General features: G+C 70.0%; 16 protein-coding genes. 5 read left to right on the plus strand and 11 right to left on the minus strand.

The annotated features are described in order from the left end of the window. Positions 1-207: hypothetical protein (locus ACTOQ1_RS42370; protein ID WP_440074175.1), on the minus strand; the 207-nt coding region annotated here is incomplete at its 3' end. Between the two features lie 25 nt (positions 208-232). Further along, on the minus strand, positions 233-949 hold the full coding sequence (locus ACTOQ1_RS42375) for an SDR family NAD(P)-dependent oxidoreductase (RefSeq protein ID WP_440074176.1): 717 nt from the start codon (positions 947-949) through the stop codon (positions 233-235). A 295-nt stretch (positions 950-1,244) separates the two neighbouring features. Here ACTOQ1_RS42375 and ACTOQ1_RS42380 point away from each other — a divergent pair, with 295 nt between their 5' ends. Further along, positions 1,245-1,640, plus strand: coding sequence for a winged helix-turn-helix transcriptional regulator (locus ACTOQ1_RS42380; protein ID WP_440074177.1), 396 nt, complete (start codon positions 1,245-1,247; stop codon positions 1,638-1,640). Here the strand turns inward: ACTOQ1_RS42380 and ACTOQ1_RS42385 are convergent. Beyond that, positions 1,630-3,081 (minus strand): wax ester/triacylglycerol synthase family O-acyltransferase, encoded by a 1,452-nt coding sequence (locus ACTOQ1_RS42385; protein ID WP_440074178.1) that lies wholly within the window; start codon positions 3,079-3,081, stop codon positions 1,630-1,632. The genes ACTOQ1_RS42380 and ACTOQ1_RS42385 overlap by 11 nt on opposite strands. 670 nt (positions 3,082-3,751) lie before the next feature. On the opposite strand from ACTOQ1_RS42385, the gene ACTOQ1_RS42390 reads away from it, so the two are divergent. Further along, entirely contained in the window at positions 3,752-5,314 is a 1,563-nt protein-coding gene (locus tag ACTOQ1_RS42390; protein ID WP_440074179.1) for a pectate lyase family protein, read from the plus strand. Between the two features lie 159 nt (positions 5,315-5,473). Here ACTOQ1_RS42390 and ACTOQ1_RS42395 read toward each other — a convergent pair whose 3' ends face one another. From ACTOQ1_RS42395 to ACTOQ1_RS42425, 7 genes are all read right to left on the minus strand, one after another. Then, positions 5,474-5,800, minus strand: coding sequence for a DUF1048 domain-containing protein (locus ACTOQ1_RS42395; RefSeq protein WP_440074180.1), 327 nt, complete (start codon positions 5,798-5,800; stop codon positions 5,474-5,476). 1 nt (position 5,801) lies between these two features. Then, entirely contained in the window at positions 5,802-6,158 is a 357-nt protein-coding gene (locus tag ACTOQ1_RS42400) for a DUF1048 domain-containing protein (RefSeq protein WP_440074181.1), read from the minus strand. Further along, positions 6,155-6,481: a PadR family transcriptional regulator gene (locus ACTOQ1_RS42405; RefSeq protein ID WP_440074183.1), complete on the minus strand. Its 327-nt coding sequence runs from the start codon at positions 6,479-6,481 to the stop codon at positions 6,155-6,157. The genes ACTOQ1_RS42400 and ACTOQ1_RS42405 overlap by 4 nt, the downstream gene beginning before the upstream one ends. 143 nt (positions 6,482-6,624) lie before the next feature. Continuing rightward, positions 6,625-7,548 (minus strand): RNA polymerase sigma-70 factor, encoded by a 924-nt coding sequence (locus tag ACTOQ1_RS42410; protein WP_440074185.1) that lies wholly within the window; start codon positions 7,546-7,548, stop codon positions 6,625-6,627. A 154-nt stretch (positions 7,549-7,702) separates the two neighbouring features. Continuing rightward, positions 7,703-8,176 (minus strand): carboxymuconolactone decarboxylase family protein, encoded by a 474-nt coding sequence (locus tag ACTOQ1_RS42415; RefSeq protein ID WP_440074187.1) that lies wholly within the window; start codon positions 8,174-8,176, stop codon positions 7,703-7,705. A gap of 107 nt (positions 8,177-8,283) precedes the next feature. After that, complete coding sequence (locus ACTOQ1_RS42420) at positions 8,284-9,003, minus strand: ABC transporter permease (protein WP_362694351.1); 720 nt, start codon at positions 9,001-9,003, stop codon at positions 8,284-8,286. 33 nt (positions 9,004-9,036) lie between these two features. Then, positions 9,037-9,921 (minus strand): ABC transporter ATP-binding protein, encoded by an 885-nt coding sequence (locus ACTOQ1_RS42425; RefSeq protein WP_440074196.1) that lies wholly within the window; start codon positions 9,919-9,921, stop codon positions 9,037-9,039. Positions 9,922-10,394: 473 nt separating this feature from the next. On the opposite strand from ACTOQ1_RS42425, the gene ACTOQ1_RS42430 reads away from it, so the two are divergent. Together ACTOQ1_RS42430 and ACTOQ1_RS42435 are read left to right on the plus strand one after the other, a co-directional pair. After that, positions 10,395-11,459 carry a sensor histidine kinase gene (locus tag ACTOQ1_RS42430; protein ID WP_440074198.1) on the plus strand — a complete coding sequence of 355 codons (1,065 nt, stop codon included), beginning with the start codon at positions 10,395-10,397 and terminating at the stop codon, positions 11,457-11,459. Between the two features lie 19 nt (positions 11,460-11,478). Then, complete coding sequence (locus ACTOQ1_RS42435; RefSeq protein ID WP_440074190.1) at positions 11,479-12,081, plus strand: response regulator transcription factor; 603 nt, start codon at positions 11,479-11,481, stop codon at positions 12,079-12,081. 200 nt (positions 12,082-12,281) lie between these two features. Here ACTOQ1_RS42435 and ACTOQ1_RS42440 read toward each other — a convergent pair whose 3' ends face one another. Beyond that, positions 12,282-13,151 (minus strand): helix-turn-helix domain-containing protein, encoded by an 870-nt coding sequence (locus ACTOQ1_RS42440; protein WP_440074192.1) that lies wholly within the window; start codon positions 13,149-13,151, stop codon positions 12,282-12,284. A 188-nt stretch (positions 13,152-13,339) separates the two neighbouring features. On the opposite strand from ACTOQ1_RS42440, the gene ACTOQ1_RS42445 reads away from it, so the two are divergent. Then, the gene (locus tag ACTOQ1_RS42445) at positions 13,340-14,197 is read left to right on the plus strand and encodes an SDR family NAD(P)-dependent oxidoreductase (RefSeq protein ID WP_440074194.1); all 858 of its coding nucleotides are present in this window, start codon (positions 13,340-13,342) and stop codon (positions 14,195-14,197) included. Positions 14,198-14,261: the final 64 nt, after the last annotated feature.

Genomic DNA, 14,261 nt, shown 5'->3' on the forward strand with positions numbered 1-14,261 from the left:
GGCCTTGCCCTGGGGCGGGACCTCAATGCCGCGCTGAATCTGGCCGCGCTCGCGGCCGACGTCGCCCAGAGTCGCGGAAAGACGCGAAACGCCCGTGGAGGAGCGGTAGGACCCGGCACCCGTGCCGGGCGCGCACCGGCGAAACGGGAACCCCGGAAACGGGGAACGCTCCGGCGCAAGCCGGAAGCTGCCTGTGAGTGTGCTCACCACAGCACACTCACAGGTAACGGTGTCAAGGCAGGCCGACGGGCGGGAAGATCTGCTCGGCCCGGTCGCGCTTGGTGAGCAGGTCCCAGTACTGCTCGGCCAGTTCGGCGGGGTCGACGGTGGGGTTGCCGCCCAGTGTCGGATCGGCCTGCGAGGCGAGCCGGTGTCCGAGGCTGCCCTCCACCCAGGCGGCCACCGTGACGGTGCCCGCGTAGACGCCCTTGCCGGAGAGTTCGGCGTTGAGCGAGTGGATCCAGTTGCGGGCCGCGGCCATGACCGGGCCGACCCCGCTCATGCCGGGGGCGGCGAGCACGGCGGACAACCCCTGGCCGAGCAGGACGCCGCCGTCCCCGCGTTCGATCATCTGTGGCAGGACCGCGCGGGCGATCTCGACGGGCGTGTACAGATAGAGGTCGACGATGGCGCGCAGGGCGTCGGCGGTCAACTCGGCGGCGGGGACGAACGGCGCGCTCGCCCCGATAGGCGCGTACTCGACCACGTCTATCCGCCCGAACCTTCCCATGATCGTATCGATCAGTGCGGGGACGGCGGCCGGGTCGGACAGGTCGGCCGTGAACGGCGCGGCGTCGATGCCTTCCTCGGCGAGCGCGGAGGCCAGCGCGTCGAGAGGCTTCCTGCGGCGGGCCACGAGCGCCACGGCGTAGCCCTCGCGGCCGAAGCGGCGGGCGACGGCCGTTCCGAGGCCGCTGCCCGCACCGAAGATCGCGATTGTCCTGGACATGAGGTACTCCTCGAAGTGAATGGTGAGGCGGCCGGGCGATCCGGCGGGCCTCGTGGTGGGCCGCCCGCGCGATCAGGGACTTCTCGTGCGGCGGGATGAGGTCGTTCGTCGTCGGGGGGTCTGAGGCAGGGTCCGCGGGCCGAGGTCGAGGAGGTGGCCCAGGGCATCCTCCAGGAAGCCTTGAGGGGGCTGTGACCTCTAATTCCTCTCATCAGTGCGGTAGCGACATGATGCGTTAGAATCGGAACCCTTACAAAAGGCACACAGGTGTTCGTACCGAACGTGAAGGTGTGAAATGAGCGATGCCCGCCTTGCCCGTCCGGCCGCGGGTCCCTGTGCGCTGTGGCCCGACGACACCGACTTCATCCGGGAGGTCCTCGAGCGCGCCGGCGACAAGTGGAGCACGCTCGTCATCGCGACCCTCCAGGACGGCCCGCGGCGTTACACCGACCTCTACCGCTCCGTTCCCGGCATCTCCCAGCGGATGCTCACCCTCACGCTCCGCCACCTGCGGCGTGACGGCCTCGTCGAGCGCACGTCCTATCCGGAGGTCCCGCCGCGGGTCGAATACGCTCTCACCCCTCTGGGCGCCACCCTGCTGGACACCGTGCTCGCCCTGGCCGCGTGGGCCGTGGACCACCACCTGGAGATCCGCGAGAACCGGGCTCGCTTCGACACCCTCACCCGGTAGGACGGCGGGCAGGGCCGGAGGCGCCGGCGGCGATCGGTGCCGCGGCTGCCGCCAGCTCCTTCCACGACCGGTGAATCCCCTCGGTGAGAACGTCCACGTCGGCGCAGTTCCGGTGGTCGGCGGTCACCGTGAGGTTGAGCCGCCCGCGGTAGGAGAGCGCGGCCACCGCCAGGGTCAGGTTGCCGGCGAGTCCCGTGATCGGTATCGCGTCCTCGATGGGAGCCCCCAGCAGATAGAGCGGAGCCTCCGGCCCCCGAAGGTTCGAGACCTGGAAGTTGATCGACCGCTGGCGGTCTTCCACGGACAGCCCGAGCGCCGCGGCCCAGCCCATCAGGCCGTACACCAAGGTCGAGGCCCGCCGGGACAGGTGCTGCGTGGCCTTGGCGTCCCGGGTTACGGCGGAGACCAGGTCCAGGCGCCGGGCGACGTCCGGTTCCCCGGCCGGTATCCGGCAGAACAGCGAGCCGACCGCGTTGCCCAGCTCGCGGGCCTCACCCGCGTGCCGTATCGATGCCGGGATCACGATCACCAGGTCGAGACCGGCGACGGACTCGCCGCGCCCGAGCAGGAGCTCGCGGACGCCTCCCATGACGATGGCCAGGAGCAGGTCGTTGACCGTGGCCCCGCGGGCACGCGCCACCTTCCCCGCGGCCCTCAGATCCAGCCGCACGACGCGCAGCCGGCGACCGGTCCCGACCGGCGCGTTGAGCGAGGTCCGCGGAGCGGCGGAGATGTGGGGAAGCAGGCGCGCCGCGAAGCCCGCCGCGGAGGCGAGCGCCCGCACGGTCCGCGCCGGGTGGGTGAGAGCCGAGCCGAGCGCCGACAGCCGCCCGTACACGTTGTCGAGGAAGAGCGCCCGGTTCGAGGGCGCCGGCACGGGCCGCCACACGGTCGCGGGCGGGTCGGCGGCCTCGGCCTCGGCCTCGGCGTCCAGGAAGGCGGCGATCAACGCGATCGCCGCCAGGCCGTCGACGAGCGCGTGGTGGATCCTGATGAGCAGGCCTGCGCGGCCGTTCTCCAGGCCGGTCAGCAACCGCAGGTCCCACAGCGGTCGTGAGCGGTCGAGCGGGTCGCGAAGCAGCCGCTCGGCGGCCTCCAGGAGAGCCGTCTCGTCACCCGGCGCCGGCACGCGCGCGGTGTGCACGTGGTGCTCGATCGAGAAGCCCGGGTCGTCCACCCAGAGCGGGGGCCCGCACAGCGGGGGCGTCCGGCGCAGCCTCCGCCGCAGCTCGGGAACCCGGACCAGGCGGCGCCCAAGACGATCCCTGATCGTGCCCAGGTCCAGATCGCCGGCCGCGTCGAGCAGCGGCGCCGCTTCCACCACGCAGAGCACGGCGACATGCTGGGGCGTCGACGGCCGTTCCACCCTCAGCATCATCCGGTCGGTGACCGACAGACGGGGGTACGGGCCGCCTGTGACGGACGGGATCCCGCTTCTCACATCGGATCACCTCCACCACCAGGGTGAGCGCTCCGGCGCCGATGCGGCAGGGTCGAACGTCCCGCGCCGCCGAACCCGAGGACTCCCGTGCAGACCTCGCGCGGCCGTCTCCGCGTACGGCACGTCGCTTCCTTCCTTCAGCGCCGCGATCGCGAACCGGACTGTCAGGCGCGAGTCATTCCATGGCGTCGCGGTCAGGTTCGTCCGCCGCCACGCGGACGGCGCCCGAGGTGAGGGTCATCCGGTCGAACCGGTCGCCTTCCGTCCGCACGATCCATACCTCCAGAACGTCGACGAACTGCGACGCCTCGTCGCCCGGCCGGCATGCGGAAGCGGAACGCCGTACCGGGCTCACATGTGCGTGTGCAGGTTTGTTGCAGCTTTCACTCTCTCCATTGACGCCTTTTGACGGCCGACGCTATGGTTCAAATGACCGGAAAGCGCTTTCCGTGCTGATTTGTGTGGATTCATGTGCCCTCTACCCGGTTCAGCAGAGGCGGCACCGGTGCCGGCCTCTGCCCCCCCGCCGGTGGCCGCCGGTACCGGTCCCCGGGTGCCGGCGTGATCCCGGAACAAGCCCGATGCGCGGGCCCCGCGCGGCAGCAGGCCTCCGGCATCGATCGCACAGAGAAGAACGCGGTCGGTATCCGACGACGAAAGTGAGACAAGGATGAGACGAGCAGTCGCGTTGCGACTCCAGGCGGCCCTGGCCGCGGCGGTCACCGCGGCCGCGGTCGGTGTGGCCGTGCCGGCGATCCAGGCGTCGGCGGCGGTCGGCGGCGCCACCGGTTACGCGACCGCCAACGGCGGGACCACCGGCGGCGCGGGCGGGCAGACGGTGCGGGCCACCACGGGGACCGCGATCCACGCGGCGCTGTGCGGCCGGGCCAGCGCCGGCACCCCGATCACCATCGAGGTCGAGGGGACCATCAACCACGGCAACACCGCCAAGGTGTCGGGCGAGAGCTGCAACACCGCCGCCGGGGTGATCGAACTCAAGCAGATCAGCAACGTCACGATCATCGGGGTCGGCAACGGCGCCGTCTTCGACCAGCTGGGCATCCACATCCGCGACTCCAGCAACATCATCATTCAGAACGTGACCGTCCGGAACGTCAAGAAGTCGGGCTCGCCCACCTCCAACGGCGGCGACGCCATCGGCATGGAGAGCACCGTTCGCAACGTCTGGGTCGACCACGTCACCCTGGAGGCCTCGGGCGGCGAGTCGGAGGGGTTCGACGGCCTCTTCGACATGAAGGACAACGTCCAGTACGTGACCCTGTCCTACAGCACCCTGCGCAACTCCGGCCGCGGCGGGCTCATCGGGTCCAGTGAAAGCGACCGCTCGAACGGCTTCATCACCTTCCACCACAACCTGTACGAGAACATCGACTCCCGTACACCCCTGCTGCGTGGCGGCATAGCCCACATCTACAACAACTCCTACACAAACCTCCACGAGTCGGGCATCAACTCCCGGGCCGGGGCCCGCGCCAAGGTGGAGAACAACTACTTCAAGGACTCCAAGGACGTCCTGGGCACCTTCTACACCGACGAGGCCGGCTACTGGCAGGTCGCCGGCAACATCTTCGACAACGTGACCTGGTCCGCCCCCGGCAGCGACAACGCCCCCGCCGGGCCCAACCCGCAGTCCAACACCACCGTCAGCGTCCCGTACTCCTACAGCCTCGACGGGGCGAGCTGCGTGCCGGACATCGTCCGCCAGACGGCGGGTGCCAACAAGGGGATACGGGTGTCGAACGGCAGCTGCTCACCGCAGACGCCGACGCCGACCCCGACGGTGACGCCCACGGTGACGCCGACCCCCACGCCCACCCCCACGCCGACGATCACCCCTTCGCCCGGCGGGCCCAACCTCAGCATCGGGGCCGGCTCCGACGGATCCAGCAAGGCCGACGGGACGAGCTACGGCAACGTGCGGGACGGCAACCTGAGCACCTACTGGTCGCCTACCGGCTCGACCGGTGACATCTCGATCAAGTGGAGCTCCGCCAGGACGGTCTCCAGGGTCGTCATCCGTGAGGCGTCAGGCTCCGCGGGCGTCATCGGCTCCTGGCAGCTCGTCAACGCAGGCAACGGCGCCGTGCTGAAGTCCGGCAGCGGGGCGGGCGCCATCACCTTCACCCCGACCTCGCTGAGCAAGATCACCTTCAGGATCGCCGGCTCGACCGGCACGCCGAGGGTCGCCGAGTTCGAGACCTACGCCGGGTAGCGGACCGAGTTCCACCACCGGTCACCGGTGACGGGGGCGGGGGCCATCGGACGAAGGCCCCCGCCCCTTCGGCCGCGGACGGCCGGGGGCCCGAAGGGGCCGCGTCCAGCGGCGGCGGGCTGCTTCGGCCGGCGTGGCGTCGCGTCGGGTCGACGGTTGTCACTTCCCTGCCATGCCGGGTTCCCCGCTGATGGACTCCTGGTAGATGTCCGCGTAGGTGCGCGAGTCCTTGATCAGGTCGTCGCAGAAGGCGGCGACGTCGTTGCCGATGAGTTCCAGGACTCCCTTGCCAGCCGCGACGCCCTCCTCGAAGAAATCGATGATCCCTGAGAGCAGGGACCCGTCAGGCAGGTCGACCGGGCCGACCTTGAAGAGGTACCTCTGAATCTCCTTGTAGACGATCTGGTAGTCCGGCGGGAGCGCCTTGACCCGCGCCACGTGCGCCCGCCACTGCCTCTTGCCCTCGATGATGTCCTGGATGCCCACGTCAGCCTCCCAGCCGGTCCAATTTCCTTGCGACGTTCCTGTTCAGCTGCTCGCGCCACCGGTCGCGATGGCTCCGACCGCCTTCTCCGCCGGCCAGCGCCGCGCAGAAGCCCCCGATGTCGTCACCCAGCACCTCGTGAACGCTCTGCCCGTCGGCCGCCGTCTCTTCGAGCAGTCCCAGAACACCGTCGAGAATCGGCATCAGGTTTCGGCCTGTGAAGTCCGAGTAGGGAGAAAGGTGACCCTTGATCTCTCCCCACGCCGCCCGGTGGCCGGCGGGCAACGCCTCGGCCCGAGCTTCGAGCGCCTTCCATTCCCTGGTGAGATCGCTGCCGGTGATGGTCTCCCAGAAGTTCATCTCCCGCCCTCCTTGAGCTTGTCGATCCGCGAGGTGACGTACTCCCATTTCGCCCAGAACGTCGCGAGTTCTTCGCGCCCCGCGTCGTTGAGCGCGTAGAACTTGCGTGGCGGGCCCAGCCCGGACGGTCGTTTCGTCACCTGGACGAGCCTGTTCTTCTCCAGGCGCAGCAGGATGGTGTAAACCGTCCCCTCGACGACGTCGGCGAAGCCGAGTTCGTTCAGTCGGCGCGTGATGGCGTACCCGTAGGTCTCCTCGTTGCCGATGATTTCAAGCACGCAGCCCTCAAGCGTGCCCTTCAGCATCTCCGTCAGGTCGTCCATCGCGGGTCCTCTTCGGTCTCCTGGTACTTGGTGGTACCGAGTACCACTACACAGTATCACAGAGTAGTAGGCCGGGTGCCCGGCGGGCGGCGAGCACAGGCTGCGGAAGCGATTCGAACCATCGGCGCGGCCGGTCGGCGCGGTCATCTCGCGGGCCGGTGTGCCCGTCTCACCTCGCGGTCGATCGCCCAGGCGTCCGCCACCGGGCCCACGTGCCCGAGCTTGTCGGGGTTGATCACCGAGCGGATCGTCTGGATCCGCCCGTCGAGTATGTCGAGCGCCAGGGTGTGGAGCACCTTGCCGTCCCGGTCGCGGAAGATCGCGCCCGGCTCGCCGTTGACCTCGTGCGGCTCGAACGTCACGTCGACCCGGACCAGCCGGGGGAAGACGGAGGCGAGCAGCCGGGCCACCTTCTCGGCGCCGGCGACGGCCCTGGCCAGCTGCGGGGCCTTGCCGCCGCCGTCGCCGACCATCGACACGTCGGCGGCGAGCAGTTCCCGCAGGCCGGCGACGTCGCCTTCGCGGAGGGCGTCGAAGAAGCGCGACGCCAGCTCCTCCCGTTCCTTGCGGACCGCTTCGAAGCGTGGCCGCCCGGCCTCCATGTGGCGCCGCGCCCGCACCAGCAGCTGCCGGCACGCCGCCTCCGACCGTCCCACCGCCGTGGCGACCTCGTCGAATCCGAAGCCGAACACCTCCCGCAGCACGAAGACCGCCCGCTCCAGCGGGCTGAGCCGCTCCAGCAGAAGCAGCGCCGCCATCGACACCGAGTCGGCCAGCTCCGCCGACCGCGCCGGATCCTCGTAGGGGTCGCCGAGCAGCGGCTCGGGCAACCACGGCCCCACGTACTCCTCCCGCCGCACCCGCGCCGAGCGCAGCACGTCGATCGAGATCCGGGTCACCGTGGCCGCGAGGAAGGCCTTGGCCGACCTGGGGCGCGCCGGGGAGCCGTCAAAGCGCAGCCACGTCTCCTGCACCGCGTCCTCGGCCTCGCCGACACTGCCCAGAATCCGGTAGGCGATCGAGAACAGCAGCGGCCGCAGCTCCTCGAACTCCTCGACCTTGCTCACGTCCGGTCCCCGCCCCTCGAACCTCTCGCCCGGCCGTACTCACCGGCGCGCGCATCTTCTGGTGATCGTCCAGGCCGCCGGCGGGCCGGGGCAACGCCCCGAGCCCGGGGGCTCGGGGCCCGCAGCCGGACCCCGAGCCGGTCGCCGACGCCGTTCAGTGGAACTGCCCGGGCTCGTAGTCACCGGCCGGCTGCCGGGTGATGATGTTCAGCCGGTTCGCCGTGTTCATGAAGGAGACCAGGATCACCAGGGCGGCGAGCTGCTCGTTGTCGTAGTGCTTGGCGGCATGCGCCCACACCTCGTCGCCGACCCCACCGGCCGCGTCCGCGACCCGGGTCCCCTCCTCCGCCAGCTCCAGCGCGGCACGCTCGGCCTCGGTGAAGACCGTGGCCTCGCGCCACGCCGCGACCAGGTTCAGCCGCACCGGGGACTCGCCGGCGGCGACGGCCTCCTTGGTGTGCATGTCGAGGCAGACGGCGCAACCGTTGATCTGACTCACGCGAAGCGCCACCAGCTCCTGCGTGGCGGCCGGCAGCGGCGATTCCTTGAGCGCCTTGCCCGCCGCCATGAAGTGCTTGAGGATCTTGCCGGCGGTCGGGTCGGTGAAGTAGTTCAGTCGCGCGTCCATGGTGTGCCCCTCCGTTGTCGTTGACGGCTACACCCTCTGAGACGAGGTGGCCCGGCTCCCTGTGACACGGGCGAACGTGACCTGCGTCTCCCGGACGCCGGGCGTCGTCATCGGCGCGGCTCCCAGCGGAAGATCCGGGAAGCCAGCACGACGGCGACGACGACCCAGCCCAGCGTGGGTGCCAGGAGAATCAGGGAGTCCGTGACGGGAACGCCGCCGTTCCAGGCGTTGACGGCCAGTTCGGTGGCCGAGCCGCCGGGAAGCAGCCGTTTGAGCAGGGTGAGGTCCTCGGTGCCGGTGATTCCCACCCAGCTGGCCACGGCGATGGCGCCGAGGCTGACGGGCAGCGTGGTCACCTGGGCGTGCTCGGGGGAGTTCGTCACTCCCGCCGTGGCCAGTCCCAGGCCGAGCATCATGATCAGCATTGACAGGACGGCCGCCGCCAGGAGGAGGACGTTGTCCGGCCCGCTCGTGACCATGGCCAGGACGGTCATGATCGCGACCACCTGGACCAGCGAGATGACGGTGATCGGCAGGAGCAGCCCGGAGAGGATGCCGGTGTCGCCGGCCGCGGTGGAACGCAGCCGCTTGAGAAAGAGGTTCTGCCGGCGTGAGGCCAGGGTGGTCACCGCGGTGGTGTAGAGCCCGAACGCCCCCACGGTGAACATCATGATCGCCGCGATGTACCCGAGGCTGCCCAGGGCCGCGAAGACCTCGTGCCGGTAGATGAAGAACCCGCTGACGGCCACGGGCATGATGAGACTGGTGACCAGGACCAGCCGGTTGCGGAAGATCTGGACCAGCTCGCCGAGAGCGATCGAGAGCATGGCGAAGCTCCTTTCCTTGGAAGGTTCGGGTGGCTAGTCGCTGCCGATGGCGCGGAAGACGTCGTCGAGCCGGGTCGGCCCGGCCTGGAGTCCCCGCAGCTCCACCGAGTGGTCCTGCGCCCAGCGGAGCAGGGTGTGCAGGTCCTTCTGCAGGCCGAAGGTCTCGATGAGGAACGTGCCGTCGCTGTCGCGGGTGGCCTGCAGCGGTGGTGCGGGGGCGGGGACGGGCAGGGAGAAGCGGATGGCGGCGGGCATGGTCTGCGTCAGTTCGGAGACGGTCCCCTCCCGGTGGAGGGTGCCTTTGTGCATGAGGCCGATGCGGTCGGCGTGCTGCTGTGCCTCTTCCAGGTAGTGCGTGGTGAGAACGATGGTGGAGCCGTCTTCGCGCAGCTTGCCCACGGTGTCCCACAGATCGTCCCGGGACTGGATGTCCAACCCGGTGGTGGGCTCGTCCAGGAAGATCAGCTCAGGCGTTCCGTACACGGCGGTGGCGAAGTCCAGGCGTCGTTTCTCGCCGCCGGAGAGCTGGGACACCTTGGTGCCGGCCTTGCGGGTGAGATTCACGATGCCGAGCACGCGTTCGACCGTGTCCGCGCGCCGGGTGAGGTCTCCGATCAGCCGAACCGATTCCCTCACCGTCAGGTCCGGGGAGAATCCGCTCTCCTGCAGCATGATGCCCATCCTGGGCCGCACCGCCCGCCGGTCGCGGGGACTCTCCCCGAAGACCCGCACGGTACCCGAGGTGGCCCTCCGGTGACCTTCGACGGTCTCCAGGGTCGAGGTCTTCCCCGCCCCGTTCGTGCCGAGCAATGCGTAGAGCTCCCCGCGCCGTACCTGGAAGGACAGGTCCTTCACGGCGTGGAAGTCGTTGTAGGTGATGTTCAGGCGTTCAACGTCGATGACCGGTGTCGAGGACATGTCGTCGATCTCAGCAGCCGCCGCGCCCACCGGGCAGTGCGACGACGTCATGACCTCGCCATGACATTCCTGGGGCTGACATATGACGCAGCGTCACTGGTGCCGTCACGGGGCGGGAAGAATACTGGGCGGACTCAGCTGTTCGATCCCGGAGGGCCACCCATGGACACCAGGCCCCCGCGCATGCCGCTGGCGGGGAGAACGACCGTCCTTCTCCCGGTCTGCGTGGCGTTCCTCCCGCACCGCCTCGGTGCCGGCCCCTTTCCCGACGGCACGGAGTCGTGGCCGCAGGACGACCGGTGGCCGAGGTGGACGGCCGGGACACTCACCGCGGCGAGCGCTCCGGCGGTTCCGGCGTCCGGCCCGACGACTCGGCGACCGGGTGAGGGCCGGTGAGGCCGGTACGGGCGGCACACACGGGGTCCGAGCACGCCGAGGCGTCGCGGGATCGGCTGCGCAGGCTCAATCTCGTCATGTTCCTCCCGCTGCTCGCCGCCGTAGGGGCGCTGCTGGTGGCGAGGGACGCCGAGACCTGGTGGCAGGCCGTCGTCCTGGGCCTGAGCGTGGTCGCGGCCCTGGTGGCCTTCGTGTGGTGGGCGGCGCGCGACATCTCCCGCGTCGCGCTTCCCTGCCTGATCATCACCGCGGCCGTGTGGCTCATCGGAGTGCTGGTGATGGACAGCCGCACGTCGTTCTACGGCCTTTCGGTCGTGGGCTCCCTCACCGTTCCCCAGCTACCGCGCCACCGAGGCGCGGCGGCCTTGGGGCTGACCGCCTACGTCGCCGCCGCAGGCGCGGCGAGGCTGTTGATCACACAGGAGGACGTCTCCGGCGTTCTGATCGGGTACGTCATCGTTCCCGCGGGCATCACCGCGGTGCTGACCGGCTTCATGTTCCCCAACCAGAGGTTCTACGGCCTCGTCGCGGAGCTGGAGGAGGCACGAGAACGTGCGGCGGAGCTGGCCGTCGTCCGGGAGCGCATGCGCTTCGCCAGTGATCTGCACGACATCCAGGGCCACACGCTCCATGTGGTGAAGCTGAAGATCGCGCTGGCCCAGAGGCTGGTGCACAGCGACCCCGAACGGGTGGAGCAGGAACTGCGCGAGGTGCATGCCCTGGTCAGCGACACCATCACCCAGACCAAGCAGCTCGCCTACGCACAGCGACGGCTCAACCTGCCCGCGGAGCTGGAGAACGCGAAGAACCTCTTCGAGGCCGCGGGCATCCACGTGCGCGTCGACCGTGAGGCCGAGGTCGACGCGCAGGTGGGCGAGCTGCTCGGCCAGGTCCTGCGGGAGACGACGACCAACATCCTGCGGCACGCGCAGGCCGAGCAGGTGCGCATCACCTTGTCGGAGTCGGGCATCACCATCGTCAACGACGGCGCGCCAGAGGCTCCGCTCCCCGAACTACGGGGGCTCGCCACGCTCAGGGAACGCGTGGTGGGCAACGGAGGCGAGCTGACGGTGGAGCAGAAGGACGGGCGTTTCCTGACGGCTGCGGCATTCCCGCACGGCCGTTCTGGCGCCGCTCTCTGAAACGGGGAAAGGACGACCGATGACCACCGTGGTGCTCGCCGACGACGAGGCACTCCTCCGCAAGGCGCTGGCGGCGTTGCTCCCGCTCGAGGGCGAGATCACCGTGCTCGCCGAAGCGGAGGAGGGTGAGGCGGCCGTCCAGGCCACGCTGCGACACCGGCCCGATGTGCTCGTCATCGATCTGGAGATGCCCGGTGTGGACGGGCTCGATGCCGTCGCGGAGATCCGGCGTGCGCTGCCGGAGCAGGTGATCCTCATGCTGACCCGCCATGCCAGGCCCGGCGTGCTGCGCAAGGCGCTGAAGCTCGGCGTCCAGGGCTTCGTCAGCAAGTCCGCGGAACCGGCGCACATCGTCTCCGTCATCAAAACCCTGCACGAGGGCAGACGATGGATCGACCCGGACGTCTCCGCCCGCGCCGTCGTCGACGACTGCCCGCTCACCGACCGTGAGATCGACGTTCTGCGAGTGACCGGCGAAGGCTACTCGGTCGCCGACATCGCCACCCGGCTCCACCTGGCGGAAGGCACGGTGCGCAACTACCTCTCCAATGCGATGCAGAAGACCCAGACCCGGACCCGGCACGAGGCGGCGCGGTACGCGCGTGAACACGACTGGCTGTGAGCGAGGCCGAACAGGCCACCGAACCGGCGGCCGGGGCCTCCGGGTCGGCGCCCCGCTCACACCTCGCCGAGCAGACCCCCGACGACGGCGGCCTGTGGCCCATGGTCTTGGCCGTGGCCGAACCGAGCCGAGCCGAGCGACAAAGCCGAAAAGACGATCACCGCCCCCGTGGAGAAGACCGTGAGCCGGCACCGCGCCGGCTACCCGGTGCGCCGTCCGCGTCCGGCGGCGCCGTCGGAAAGGACCCAGCCGGCCAGGAGATCCATGGCCTGCCGCGATGCCGTCCCGGCCTCGGTCGTGTAGACGAAGAGGGTCTGATCGGGATCGCCGGGCATCGTGAACGTCTCGTAGTCGATCGTCAGTTCTCCGGCGACCGGGTGCCGGAGGTGTTTGGAGCCGAACGTGCGCCGATACACGCCGTGTTCCTCCCACCATCGCCGGAACTCGGGGCTGCACGCCGCGAGTTCGGCCACGAGATCCTTCGCGGCCTGGTCGCCGGGGTCGTGGCCGATGTCGAGCCGGAGGCTCTCGACGGCCGCGCGCGCCTGCACGTCCCAGTCCAGGAAGAGGTCTCGCGCCTCGTCGGTGAGGAACATCCACCGCGCGTAGTTCCGTTCCCGCGGCCGGAGCGCGTCGAAGTCCGTCAGCAAGGCCCTGGCCATGCGGTTGGTGGCCAGCACATCGGTCCGGCGGCCGAGGATCAGTGCCGGGTTGCCGTCCAGGGCGTCGAGGAACCGGTGGAGCCCCGGGCGGACCCTCTGGACGGTGGGGACGCGGCGCGCCCCGGAGACGGGTCCGACCAGGTGTCCGAGGTGATCGCGGCCGGCCGCGTCCAGGCCGAGCGCACGGGCGATCGCGTCGAGGACTCCTGCGGACGGGGTGATCGGCCGGCCCTGCTCCAGCCGGGTGTAGTAGTCGGTGGAGACCCCGGCCAGCAGCGCGACCTCCTCGCGGCGGAGTCCGGGCACCCGCCGGACCCGGCCGTCGGCCGGTAACCCCGCGCGAGACGGGTCGACTCTGCCCCGAGCGCGCCGGAGGAAGTCCGCGAGCTCCTTGTTGCCCACCGTCATGCCCACATTCTCACAGAAACAGCACGGATCAACCTGGTCCGCCGCGTCCTAGGTTGCCCGGTCCGAGGACGAGAAGGGCAGGTTGTGGCCCTCCTCGGGGCGATCTCGCCACGAAGACTGGAGTCCATGCCGCCGCCGAGCGGGGCCCTGCGGCGGAACACCGGCCCACCATCGAGGAGACGATCGACATGACCTACCCCACCGGCACTCCGGCGACCTGGTTCGTCACGGGCACCTCCCGTGGCCTCGGCCTCGAGCTCGTGCGGCAGCTGCTCGAGCGTGGCGACAACGTCACCGCGACCACCCGCTCGACCGAGCGCCTCGCCGAGGCCCTCGGCGGCGTGGACACCGAGCGGTTGCTGGCCCTCAACGTCGACCTCGCGGACGAGACCGCGGTCGCCGAGGCCGTTCGCCGCACCACCGAGCGCTTCGGAGGTCTCGACGTCGTCGTCAACAACGCCGGCTACGGCTTTCTGGCCTCGGTCGAGGAGACCACCGACGCCGAGGCCCGGCGGATGTTCGACGTCCAGATCTTCGGGCCGTGGAACGTGCTGCGAGCGGTGCTGCCCATCTTCAGGACACGCAGGAGCGGCCACATCCTGAACATCTCCTCCGTGCTCGGCCTGGTCGCCCTTCCGGGCTGGGGCCTCTACTGCGCGGGCAAGTTCGCGCTGGAGGGCCTGAGCGAGGCGCTCGCCGGCGAGGTCGCGGAGTTCGGCGTCAAGGTCACCGTCGTGGAGCCCGGCTACTTCCGGACCAGCTTCCTGACGAGCGACTCGCTGGCGCTGCCGGCCTCGACGACGGAGGGCTACGAGTCCATCCGAGAGATGACCAGGAGCCACCTGGACCTGCAGGGAAGCCAGCTCGGCGACCCCGTGAAGGGCGCCGCCGCGATCATCTCCCTCGCCGTCTCCGGCGACGGGCCGCTTCGCCGGCTCCTGGGATCGGACGCCTACTCCTACGCCGGCGGCAAGGTCGAAGCCCTCAAGGCCGACATCGAAGCCGGCCGCGAGCTGGCCCACACCACGGATTTCCGTTGCTTGTGAGTGTGCTGTGGTGAGCGCGCTCTCAGGCAGCTTCCGGCTTGCGCCGGAGCGTTCCCCGTTTCCG

The sequence above is a fragment of the Streptosporangium sp. OZ121 genome (assembly GCF_051918885.1).
In the GTDB taxonomy this organism is placed as follows: Bacteria; Actinomycetota; Actinomycetes; order Streptosporangiales; family Streptosporangiaceae; genus Streptosporangium.

What these genes read in the sequence shown, in the direction of transcription:
- ACTOQ1_RS42440 (WP_440074192.1), bottom strand. Translation starts at nt 13,151, where the DNA reads ATGACGGTGGGCAACAAGGAGCTCGCGGACTTCCTCCGGCGCGCTCGG.
- ACTOQ1_RS42380 (WP_440074177.1), top strand. Translation starts at nt 1,245, where the DNA reads ATGAGCGATGCCCGCCTTGCCCGTCCGGCCGCGGGTCCCTGTGCGCTG.
- ACTOQ1_RS42375 (WP_440074176.1), bottom strand. Translation starts at nt 949, where the DNA reads ATGTCCAGGACAATCGCGATCTTCGGTGCGGGCAGCGGCCTCGGAACG.
- ACTOQ1_RS42400 (WP_440074181.1), bottom strand. Translation starts at nt 6,158, where the DNA reads ATGAACTTCTGGGAGACCATCACCGGCAGCGATCTCACCAGGGAATGG.
- ACTOQ1_RS42430 (WP_440074198.1), top strand. Translation starts at nt 10,395, where the DNA reads ATGTTCCTCCCGCTGCTCGCCGCCGTAGGGGCGCTGCTGGTGGCGAGG.
- ACTOQ1_RS42435 (WP_440074190.1), top strand. Translation starts at nt 11,479, where the DNA reads ATGACCACCGTGGTGCTCGCCGACGACGAGGCACTCCTCCGCAAGGCG.
- ACTOQ1_RS42425 (WP_440074196.1), bottom strand. Translation starts at nt 9,921, where the DNA reads ATGTCCTCGACACCGGTCATCGACGTTGAACGCCTGAACATCACCTAC.
- ACTOQ1_RS42405 (WP_440074183.1), bottom strand. Translation starts at nt 6,481, where the DNA reads ATGGACGACCTGACGGAGATGCTGAAGGGCACGCTTGAGGGCTGCGTG.
- ACTOQ1_RS42415 (WP_440074187.1), bottom strand. Translation starts at nt 8,176, where the DNA reads ATGGACGCGCGACTGAACTACTTCACCGACCCGACCGCCGGCAAGATC.
- ACTOQ1_RS42445 (WP_440074194.1), top strand. Translation starts at nt 13,340, where the DNA reads ATGACCTACCCCACCGGCACTCCGGCGACCTGGTTCGTCACGGGCACC.
- ACTOQ1_RS42390 (WP_440074179.1), top strand. Translation starts at nt 3,752, where the DNA reads ATGAGACGAGCAGTCGCGTTGCGACTCCAGGCGGCCCTGGCCGCGGCG.
- ACTOQ1_RS42420 (WP_362694351.1), bottom strand. Translation starts at nt 9,003, where the DNA reads ATGCTCTCGATCGCTCTCGGCGAGCTGGTCCAGATCTTCCGCAACCGG.